This is a genomic window from Nocardia sp. CC201C (assembly GCF_030010695.1).
In the GTDB taxonomy this organism is placed as follows: Bacteria; Actinomycetota; Actinomycetes; order Mycobacteriales; family Mycobacteriaceae; genus Nocardia; species Nocardia otitidiscaviarum.
The window spans coordinates 1-9,152 of record NZ_JASCXP010000301.1 but is presented as its reverse complement, the minus strand read 5'-3'; the positions used below and the strand labels follow the sequence as shown (position 1 = coordinate 9,152).

The following is a 9,152-nucleotide window of genomic DNA, read 5'->3' as shown; positions in this document are numbered from 1 at the left end:
ATGTGCGCGATGCATCACCTGATTCCGTGGGCGGCGAACGGCCCGACCGATATCGACAATCTCACTTTGGTGTGCGATGCCCATCATGCGCAGATCACCGCCGACCCGGAGGATCCGAGCGGGTGGGCCACCCACCGTGTCCCGGCTGGTGGCGTGGATGCGGGGCGGACGGCGTTCTGTCCACCGGTCTCGGTGGATCCGCGACGGCGGGCGCGGGTGAATCGGTTCCATCACCCCGAACAGGTACTCGCCGTGAGCGTGAACCGCCGCCGCGCCCGGCTGCTGGCCGACCGCACGAGCGTATCCCGCCGCCGGGAGTCTTACCCCGCGTGCGAGCCGCATGGTCGCGAATCCCTGCACCGCGAACCCGGTGGTGGTCGCGAGCTCGGCCACGGCGAACCCGGCGGCAGTCGCGAGCTCGGACACCGCGAACCCGGCGGCAGTCACGAATCCCAACACCACAGATCCCGCCACGGCCACGAGTCCAGGTACCACGAATCCGGCCACGACCGCGAAGCCCGGCATCCTCGCGAACCCCAGCGCGCCCGCGAATAGTGCCGCCCCGCAAGGCCCTGGGTTCTCAGCGATTCGCACACCAGCAGCGCACCCGCACGGCGAATACCCGTGCCGCGCGGCGGAATTGGCCCTGAAACCAGGACTATCCGCCCTCTACACGCCCTGCGGAATCGCGAACACCACCTGCACCCGCTGCATGGACCACTCTTCATCGTGTACCAGGGCGGCCGTTCGCAGTGAGCGTCAGCGGTTCACCCCAAGGCGACCAGGAGACTCGTCACCGTCAGCGCCAGCGAGACGGGCGTCATGACGTAGCGCTCCGGCTTGCTTCGGGAGGCCGCGTACAACAGCGGACTCATGCCGCTGGCGATCCGCAAGCGCGCGGGGAGAACTCGCCGACCGCCGCCCCACGCGAACGCTCCACAAGGAGCCCCGCACGCCAGCGCGACCTGGCACACCGCGAGAACACTCAGCACGACGACGAAGGACACTGCCGCGATCACGGATAGCAGTGTAGTAACGAACCGAACCGATAATGAGGTTCGGCAAGAAGGAGGGATGGACGTGCGGGTCGACGGAACCATCGGCGTGCGGGCCGTGTGGACGGTATTCGCGCTCGTAGTGTGCGGCTACGGTTTCTTCGTCGCATCCGAGCCCTTCTATCAGGTGAGCACCTGCGAAATCATCAACGCCGATACCGCATGCACGAGTTCACTATTCGCCCATTACGGTTGGCGACTCGGAATTCTGATCGCCTGTTCGACCGCGATATCCGCGTTGCCCGCACTCAACCCGACCCGCACGGCAGAGTGGAGCGCTGCGGCCCTGCTGACCGTGGGGCTGATATCGCTGTCGGCAATTCTCGGCCTACCGGTGGCCTTGTACTACGCCCCCATCGTCGTCACGGCGCTGCTCTTGGCAGCCCTGCATGTCGGGGGCCGCTTTCACCGGTTGCGCGGGCCATGATCGACCGCGTCGATCTGTTCGCGCAGGATATCGCCGTGGCCCGCGTGCCGGGCGAATTCCTCGATCATGGCGAGCAGGGTCCACCGGAGGCTGATCGTGCCCTCCTGCGGGATGTCCCTTATGTCGTCGAGGTCGAAGTGGGCGGCGATCTCGCGGGATCGCTGGCTGGCGCGTTGGAATTCGGCGATGACGTCGGCCAGTGACTCGTCGGCGGTGACGGTGAAGGTGCCCTCGTCGCGGTGCGCGTAGCCGTCGCATTCGGATGCGTCGAGTCCAGCCCAGAAACGCTGGAACCAGATTCGTTCCGCGGCGGCGGCATGTTTGAGCAGGGAGATCGGCGTCGTCAGCGAGGTGACGAGTCGGCGGCGGGCGTCGGTGTCGGACAGGCCGCGCGCGGTCGCGATGAGTGCTTCGCGGTTGCGGTCGAGGGTGTTGTCGAGGAGCGTGCGTTCGACGCCATTCGTGATTCGGTTGGTGGTCATGGGTTCTCAACTCCGTTCTGTGGCAGCAAATGGCCCTCGATGGCGCGGCGTGACCGCTCAGCGGCTGATCGGGGGAGAAGGGAAGCATCCGGCGCTGGTGAACGACCGGGAGAGAGTTGCTCGCCGCGGATGGCGGACCGAGCGTGGGCGATATGCCTGCCTGAACCATACCTGGTTCCCAGCCTCGGTAGGCGCGTACCACCCGCGAACCCCCGCTCTGCAACATGTTCTAATACATAAGGTTCGCCCGTAGAAGGAGTTGAGCGGATGACGGCGTTCTTCACCGTGGTCGACGGGCGTTATCGTGCCACCGAGATGGCGGAGAGCGCGTGGTCCGCTCGACAGTTGGCCGGGACGGCGGTGTGCGGGCTCTTGGCCCGCGAAGCCGAGTTCCATGCTCCGGCGGGGTTCCTTCCCGCGCGGTTCACCGCGGATCTGTTCCGCCCGGTGCTCAACGAACCGATCGACGTGCACGCCGAGGTGGTCCGCGACGGGAATCGGGTGCGAGTGGTCGATACGTCGATCGTGCAGCACGGCACCGTACACGCACGGGCGAGCGTGATGTACCTGGCGGTCACCGAGCCGCCGCCCGGGCAGGTGTGGGAACCGGTGCGGGATCTACCGGTTCCGGCGCGACGGCTGGCGGGTGAGCACGGCGATCCCCCGTTGTTCAAATCCGGATCCGCCGACTGGACCGGCGATTTCGCCTCCGGCCGCAACAGCGACCGTAAGAGCGTCTGGTACAACCTCCCCGCCCTGGTCGACGGCGAGCCCATTTCCCCGTTCCAGCGCGCCGCCTTCGTCGGCGACGCCACCAACCTCGTGTGCAACTGGGCACCGACGGTGTCGGCTATATCAACAGCGATGTGACCGTCACCCTCGCCCGCCTCCCCGAAGGCCACGAGCTGGGACTCCGGGCCCGCGACCACGTTTCGGCCAACGGCATCGTCGTCGCCACCGCCACCATGTACGACCGCCACGGCCCCCTGGGCACAGCCGTCATCACCGGAATCTCGAACGCCCGCCGCCAGGTCGACATGGCCGCCTTCGCCGAATCCAGATCCATCCCGGCCCCGACCCTGCACTGAGTTACCGGACGAATTTCCGAAATTCGGTGGACCCGATGTCGGTCTGTGCGGATCATCGTCGGGTGACCATGAATCCGCAGGAACGTCTTCGGTTGATCGATCGGGTGGAGAACGCCGGGTCGGTGGCCGATGCGCTCTCGTGGGTGATGAATCTCGACGACTCCGATTCGCCCCGCGATGTGATCGACGCGTTGGGGCTGGCGCCGTTTCTCGGTGGGGAGCAGCCGCATGCGGTGTCGGTGCAGTTGGAGCATGTGAAGCCGGATGCGCCGTTGCGGCCCGAGGATGCGCGGGTGCTGCGGACCAGTGATGACGACGGCACCGAGGCGGTGCTGTCGGTCGGGACGGGGTGGACGCTGCGGGTGGTGCGGCGCAAGACCGGGAGTGCGTCGCTGGATGTGTGTGCCAGCAGTGCGGAACTGGCGCGTGCGGTCGTCGCGGCGTGCAGCGCCGACGCCACCGTCGAGCCGGAGCCGGATGCCAGTCGGGTGTCGATGGGCTTCTGGCACAACGGTGCTCATGGGCCGCAGCGGCGGGAGCGCACCATCACCGCCGACGCGTGGGCGGAGGTCGATCGCAACTACAGCGCCGATGTCGCGGCCGCACTGAGCCGACTGATGGCGCTGCGGGCCGAGGAGGTCAGCGGGCGGCTGTTGCTGCTGCACGGGCCGCCCGGAACCGGGAAGACGTCCGCGCTGCGGGCATTGGCGCGGGAGTGGGCGGACTGGTGCCAGGTGGACTGCGTGCTCGACCCCGAGGTGCTGTTCTCCAATCCGGGCTACCTGATGGAGGTCGCCATCGGCGTGGACACCTACGACGAGACCAAGCGGCGCTGGCGGTTGCTCGTCCTCGAGGACTGCGACGAACTGATCCGCGGCTCCGCGAAGGAGACCACCGGACAGGGACTGTCGCGGCTGCTGAACCTGACCGACGGCATGCTCGGACAGGGACGCGATGTGCTGGTGGCGATCACCACCAACGAGAACCTGTCCCGCCTGCATCCGGCCGTGGTGCGGCCGGGTCGATGCCTGGCCCAGCTGGAGGTCGGCCCGCTCGGGTTCGCCGAGGCCACCGCGTGGCTGGCGCGCGAACTCGGTGACCGCCCGCGGCCGGTGGTCGGCTCCGACGGCATGACCCTCGCGGAACTCATTGCCGCACGCGACGATACGGATCGCATCCAGGCCGTTCCCACCGCCCCGACGGCGGGCGGCTACCTGTGAGCAGGTGTTGATCTCCCGACTGTCGGCCCACCCGCCGCGCCGATCGTGGCACGACGACGCGAACGCCCGTACCGCTCAGCGGCGCGCGGGCGGCTCGCAACAGCCGGGAACGCACGGTGCGCCGTTCGTAGTGCAGCCCAGAGCGGTCATCGCGCTCGAGCGCACGGGCTCGGCCCCACTCCGGTACTCCTCCACCAGGGCGGCGACCATGTCCGCGAAGCGCGGATCCGTACCGGGTGTGGCGGCCCGTGCGAACGCCATACCGTATTCGTCCGCGCGCGCCTTGGCCTCATTGTCCAGATCCCAGATCACCTCGAGGTGATCGGAGACGAACCCCACCGGGCACACCACCACCGCGTCCACCCCGCGTTCGTGCAGCGCATCGAGGTGATCGACGATATCCGGCTCCAGCCACGGCACCTGCGGCGGCCCGGACCGCGACTGCCACACCACATCGAACTCGTCGATGCCGACGGCCGCCGCCGCCAGCCGCGCCGCCTCGGCGACCTGCGCGCTGTAGAGGCCGCCCTCCCCCGGCGGACCGGCGGCATTGTCGGCCGAGACCGGAATGGAATGCGCGGTGAACACCAGCCGTGCCCGATCCCGCCGATCGTCCGGCAATGCGCCCAGCGCCGCGCGAATTCCGTCGGCGACGGCCGCGACGAACAGCGGATGGTCGAAGAACTGCCGCAGTTTCACCAACTGCGGCGCATCGGCCACCGCCGCCCGCGCCCGCGCGATGTCCTCGTGATACTGACGGCACCCGGAATACCCACCCCATGCGGAGGTGGGGAAGACCAGCGCCGACCGGACACCGTCGGCGCGCATGCGCTCCACGGTCTCCTCGACCATCGGATGCCAGTTCCGATTGCCGAAATACACCGGCAGTTCGATACCGCGCGTGGCGAATTCGGCCTCGATCGCCTTGATCATGTCGCGATTGAGCGCATTGATCGGCGATACCCCGCCGAAGTGCATATAGTGCTCGGCGACTTCGGCGAGGCGTTCGGGTGGCACTCCCCTGCCCCGAGTGACGTTCTCCAGAAACGGCATCACGTCCTCGGGGCGCTCCGGGCCGCCGAAGGACAGCAGTAGCAGTGCGTCGACAGCCACGGATCCTCCTCGCCTATCGCAATCTCGCCTATCGCAATCCGGACTAGTCGCCGAAACCGTTCTCCGGGAACCAGGTGTTGTGCGACGCGCCGCCGTCCACGTAGATGATGGAACCGGTGGTGCCGGGCAGCCAGTCCGAGAGCAGCGCCGCGATGGACTTGGCGACCACGGTCGGATCGTCCACGTCCCAGCCGATGGGTGAGGCGCCGTCCCAGTAGGTGTTGAGCATGTTCAACTGCTTGGCGTCATCGGTGGCGGTGCCCGCGATGGCCTTGGCGGCCAGGGTCTTGATCGGGCCCGCGGCGATGAGGTTGGAGCGAATCCGCTTGGCCTCGCCCACTTCTCGCGCCACATACCGGTTCACCGATTCGAGCGCGGCCTTGGCCACGCCCATCCAGTTGTAGTACGGCATGGCGGTGCGCGGATCGAAGTCCATGCCCACGATGGAGCCGCCCTCGTTCATGACCGGCAGCACGGCGCGGGCCAGGGAGGCGTAGCTCCAGGCCGAGATCTCGAACGCCTTGGCCGCGTCCGGGCCGGGGCCCTGCAGGAACGGCACGGCTTCCGGACCCATGAGGGTCTTGGGCGCGAACGCGATGGAGTGCAGCACGCCGTCGATGCCCTCGGGAGCCAGTTCGCGCAGCTTGGCGGGCAGGTCGGCCAGGTTCACCTCGTCGGTGACATCGAGGCCGATGGCCGGGGGCACCTCCTGGGGCAGGCGCTTGGCGATGCGGTCGATCAGCCGCAGTCGCTCCGGAATACCGGTGATGATCACCTTCGCGCCCTGTTCCTGCGCGACCCGGGCCGCGTGGAAGGCGATCGACGAATCGGTGATGATGCCGGTGATGAGGACGGTTTTTCCGGCGAGCAGTCCACTCATGGGTTGGTCGGTTCTCCTCGTTGACAAGTATTGCGGGCCTGTGGGATCGGGAGCGGGCCTCAGTGGCCCATGCCCATGCCGCCGTCGACGGGGATGACGGCGCCGGAGACGTAGCGCGAATCCTCGGAGGCCAGGAAGCTGATCACGGCCGCGACGTCCTCGGGCTGGCCCAGGCGCTGGAGCGGAATGAACTTCTTGGCGGTATCGCGCAGGTCATCGGGCAGCTCGGCGGTCATATCGGTTTCGATGAAACCGGGTGCCACCACGTTCGCGGTGATATTGCGCGAACCCAGCTCGCGGGTGACCGAACGAGCGAGTCCGATCACACCGGCCTTGGAGGAGGCGTAGTTGATCTGGCCGGGGCCACCACCGAGACCGACCACGGACCCCAGGAAGATCATCCGCCCCCACTTGGCCCGCAGCATGGCGCGATTCGCGCGCTTGGCGCAGCGGAACGCACCGGTGAGGTTGGCGTCGATGACGCGGGTGAACTGCTCCTCGCTCATGCGCATGAGCAGCGTGTCGTCGGTGATGCCGGCATTCGCGACCAGCACCTCCACCGGACCCTGATGCTGTTCCACCTCGGTGAAGGCGGCATCCACCGACTCACTGTCGGTCACATCGCATTTCACGCCGAAGAGACCCTCCGGCACCCCCGACCCACGATGCGTGACGGCCACCTTGTGTCCGTCGGCGAGCAGACGCTGGGCGACCGCGAGTCCGATGCCGCGGTTACCGCCGGTCACCAGTACCGACCGGGAAGTGAAGTTCGACATATGAGTCAACCTATCTGTTCGTAGTGATGGCTCGGCGCGCGGTAGGCGAATTACGGCAGGCGCTGACGATAGACCAGAGCCGTCACGACGCCGGCGGCGGTCACCAGCATGCCGAGGATCAGCCACGGTCGGCTGGCATCGCCCATGGTCATCTCGTAGCCGATCTGCTGCTCCAGGGTGTCGTACACCTGGTTCAGTTCCTCCAGGCTGGACGCGGAATAGAACTCGCCGCCCGACAGCGTGGCGATCTCGTGCAGCGAATCGTCGTCCACGGGCACCCGCACCCGCTGTGCGCCCGTACCGTCCTGGTCCGGGATCTCGACCGTGCCCCAGGTGGTGCCGAAGGAGATGGTCGAGACCGGGACGCCCTTCTCCTTCGCCAGCCGCGCCGCGGTGAAGGCGTGCCGGGGATTGTCGACGTCCTTGTCGTCGGGCACGGTCTGCTTGCCGTCGGACATGAGCACGATGCGCGCGGGCGGCGGCGTCTCCGCGCCGCCCAGCACCGCGGCCAGGGTGTCGATGGATTGCAGCGCGGTGAGAATGCCCTCACCGGTGGCGGTGCGCTCGGACAGCTTGATGTTGTCGATGGCCGCCTTCACCGCCTCGCGCTTGGTGGTGGGCTGCATCTGCACCGAGGCGGTACCGGCGAAGGTCACCAGGCCCAGATTGATGCCGGGGGTGAGGCCGTCGGCGAACTCCTTGGCCGCCTGCTGCGCCACCTGAAGGCGGCTCGGCGGCACGTCGGTGGCCTCCATGGACAGCGAGACGTCCATGACCAGCACCACGGTCGCCCGGTTGCGCGGCACCTTCTGCGCCGCGGTGGGTCCGGCCGCCGCGACGGTCAGCGCCGTCAGGCCGACCAGCAGCAACGCGATCGGCACATGCCGCCCGACCCCGGGCCGTTTCGGCGCGACCTTCTCCAGCATCTCCATATTGGAGAAGGTCATGAGATGGCGTTGCCGCCGCCGCTGCGCCACCACATAGCCCAGCGCGAACGCCGCCACCACGAGGAGGAAGAACAGCCAGCCGATATGTTCGAAATTCGAGAGTGAGAAAGTCACTGGCGCGGCACCCGCCCGGAATTCGGGGCGCCGAAGGTATGGCGCCGGGTGGACACGAACCGGACCACGTCGGCGATCCAGTCCCGATCGGTGCGCAGCGGCATCACGGGGGCGCCGCAGCCGCGCAGCGCGGTCTCGACCTGCTGGCGGTGTTGCTGCGCGGCGCGCGCGTAGTCGGCGCGCAGCGTGGGAGTCACGCTGAATTCGCGGGTGCGCCCGGTCTCCGGATCGTGCAGCACCACATCGCCGATATCCGGCAGTTCCAGGTCGCGCGGATCGAGGATTTCGACCCCGAGCAGATCGTGGCGGGCCGAAATGGCGCGCAGGCTGCGCTGCCAGTCGATATCGCCGAGGAAGTCCGAGATCACCACGGCCAGACCGCGTTTGCGCTGCGGTCGGCGCAACGACTCGATGGCGCCGCGCAGATCACCGCGCACCCCGTCGCGGGCGTGCGGGGTGGTGGCGATGGTGCGCAGCATGGATTGCGCGTGAATGCGCCCGGTGCGGGCGGGAATTCGAATGAGCCGCTCGCCGTTGGCGACCACCGCGCCGATCCGGTTGCCGCCACCGCTGGTGAGGTGGGTGACCGCCGCCGCGGCGGCGACGACGAGATCGCGCTTCTGGCACAGCGCGGTGCCGAAGTCCAGGCTGGCCGACAGGTCGATCACGAGCCAGGTCTCCAGCTCACGGTCGGCCACCATCTGGCGGACGTGCGGGTGGGTGGTGCGGGCGGTCACCGACCAATCCATCTGCCGCACATCGTCGCCCGGCTGATACATCCGGGCGTCGCCGGGTTCGGATCCCGGGCCGGGGATCAGGCCCAGGTGGTCGCCGTGCAGTACGCCGTCGAGGCGGCGGCGCACGGTGAGCTCGAGGGTTTTCAACGCCGCCGCGAGCTTCGGGTCGTCGAGACTGCCCGACCGGAACGAGGGCGGGGCATGGGAGCTGCCGCTGAGGTTCGACATCGTCACGGGCGCAACCGGTTCCGTGGCCACCTACTTCGGCTGCGGCTGGCCCGCGCCCGACATCTGGCCGTTGGGCGGCTGCGGC

The 9,152-nt window shown here is 68.1% G+C and carries 12 protein-coding genes; 5 read left to right on the top strand and 7 right to left on the bottom strand.

Annotation, left to right across the window (positions count from 1 at the left end; genetic code table 11):
- On the top strand, positions 1-555 hold a 555-nt coding region (locus QK444_RS25935), incomplete at its 5' end, for an HNH endonuclease signature motif containing protein (protein ID WP_282784572.1).
- A gap of 212 nt (positions 556-767) precedes the next feature.
- On the opposite strand, the gene QK444_RS25930 is transcribed toward QK444_RS25935, so the two are convergent.
- On the bottom strand, positions 768-1,019 hold the full coding sequence (locus QK444_RS25930; protein ID WP_282784570.1) for a hypothetical protein: 252 nt from the start codon (positions 1,017-1,019) through the stop codon (positions 768-770).
- A gap of 55 nt (positions 1,020-1,074) precedes the next feature.
- Between QK444_RS25930 and QK444_RS25925 the strand changes: the two genes are divergently transcribed.
- Positions 1,075-1,482 (top strand): hypothetical protein, encoded by a 408-nt coding sequence (locus QK444_RS25925; protein WP_282784568.1) that lies wholly within the window; start codon positions 1,075-1,077, stop codon positions 1,480-1,482.
- On the opposite strand, the gene QK444_RS25920 is transcribed toward QK444_RS25925, so the two are convergent.
- Positions 1,461-1,964, bottom strand: coding sequence for a DinB family protein (locus QK444_RS25920; protein WP_282784566.1), 504 nt, complete (start codon positions 1,962-1,964; stop codon positions 1,461-1,463). The genes QK444_RS25925 and QK444_RS25920 overlap by 22 nt on opposite strands.
- A 267-nt stretch (positions 1,965-2,231) precedes the next feature.
- Here QK444_RS25920 and QK444_RS25915 point away from each other — a divergent pair, with 267 nt between their 5' ends.
- From QK444_RS25915 to QK444_RS25905, 3 genes are all read left to right on the top strand, one after another.
- Positions 2,232-2,834 carry an acyl-CoA thioesterase domain-containing protein gene (locus tag QK444_RS25915; protein WP_282784565.1) on the top strand — a complete coding sequence of 201 codons (603 nt, stop codon included), beginning with the start codon at positions 2,232-2,234 and terminating at the stop codon, positions 2,832-2,834.
- On the top strand, positions 2,831-3,052 hold the full coding sequence (locus QK444_RS25910) for a hypothetical protein (protein WP_282784563.1): 222 nt from the start codon (positions 2,831-2,833) through the stop codon (positions 3,050-3,052). Before QK444_RS25915 ends, QK444_RS25910 begins: the two co-directional genes overlap by 4 nt.
- Before the next feature lie 68 nt (positions 3,053-3,120).
- A complete protein-coding gene (locus QK444_RS25905) occupies positions 3,121-4,272 on the top strand; it encodes a DUF5925 domain-containing protein (RefSeq protein WP_282784576.1) in 1,152 nt (383 codons plus the stop codon).
- Between the two features lie 75 nt (positions 4,273-4,347).
- Here QK444_RS25905 and QK444_RS25900 read toward each other — a convergent pair whose 3' ends face one another.
- From QK444_RS25900 to QK444_RS25880, 5 genes are read right to left on the bottom strand one after another with little or no spacing between them, the layout of a single operon-like run.
- A complete protein-coding gene (locus QK444_RS25900; protein WP_282784561.1) occupies positions 4,348-5,385 on the bottom strand; it encodes a ferrochelatase in 1,038 nt (345 codons plus the stop codon).
- A gap of 43 nt (positions 5,386-5,428) precedes the next feature.
- Complete coding sequence (inhA, locus tag QK444_RS25895) at positions 5,429-6,265, bottom strand: NADH-dependent enoyl-ACP reductase InhA (protein WP_029928678.1); 837 nt, start codon at positions 6,263-6,265, stop codon at positions 5,429-5,431.
- 59 nt (positions 6,266-6,324) lie between these two features.
- Positions 6,325-7,041, bottom strand: coding sequence for a 3-oxoacyl-ACP reductase FabG1 (gene fabG1, locus QK444_RS25890; RefSeq protein WP_143981143.1), 717 nt, complete (start codon positions 7,039-7,041; stop codon positions 6,325-6,327).
- Positions 7,042-7,091: 50 nt separating this feature from the next.
- Positions 7,092-8,102 carry a VWA domain-containing protein gene (locus tag QK444_RS25885; RefSeq protein WP_282784557.1) on the bottom strand — a complete coding sequence of 337 codons (1,011 nt, stop codon included), beginning with the start codon at positions 8,100-8,102 and terminating at the stop codon, positions 7,092-7,094.
- Positions 8,099-9,067 (bottom strand): DUF58 domain-containing protein, encoded by a 969-nt coding sequence (locus tag QK444_RS25880; RefSeq protein WP_282784574.1) that lies wholly within the window; start codon positions 9,065-9,067, stop codon positions 8,099-8,101. The genes QK444_RS25885 and QK444_RS25880 overlap by 4 nt, the downstream gene beginning before the upstream one ends.
- Between the last annotated feature and the right edge of the window lie 85 nt (positions 9,068-9,152).

Bases quoted from the DNA above. Each gene is read 5' to 3' on its own strand.
- QK444_RS25920 (WP_282784566.1), bottom strand. From the start codon at position 1,964: ATGACCACCAACCGAATCACGAATGGCGTCGAACGCACGCTCCTCGAC.
- inhA (WP_029928678.1), bottom strand. From the start codon at position 6,265: ATGAGTGGACTGCTCGCCGGAAAAACCGTCCTCATCACCGGCATCATC.
- QK444_RS25905 (WP_282784576.1), top strand. From the start codon at position 3,121: ATGAATCCGCAGGAACGTCTTCGGTTGATCGATCGGGTGGAGAACGCC.
- QK444_RS25880 (WP_282784574.1), bottom strand. From the start codon at position 9,067: ATGTCGAACCTCAGCGGCAGCTCCCATGCCCCGCCCTCGTTCCGGTCG.
- QK444_RS25925 (WP_282784568.1), top strand. From the start codon at position 1,075: ATGGACGTGCGGGTCGACGGAACCATCGGCGTGCGGGCCGTGTGGACG.
- fabG1 (WP_143981143.1), bottom strand. From the start codon at position 7,041: ATGTCGAACTTCACTTCCCGGTCGGTACTGGTGACCGGCGGTAACCGC.
- QK444_RS25915 (WP_282784565.1), top strand. From the start codon at position 2,232: ATGACGGCGTTCTTCACCGTGGTCGACGGGCGTTATCGTGCCACCGAG.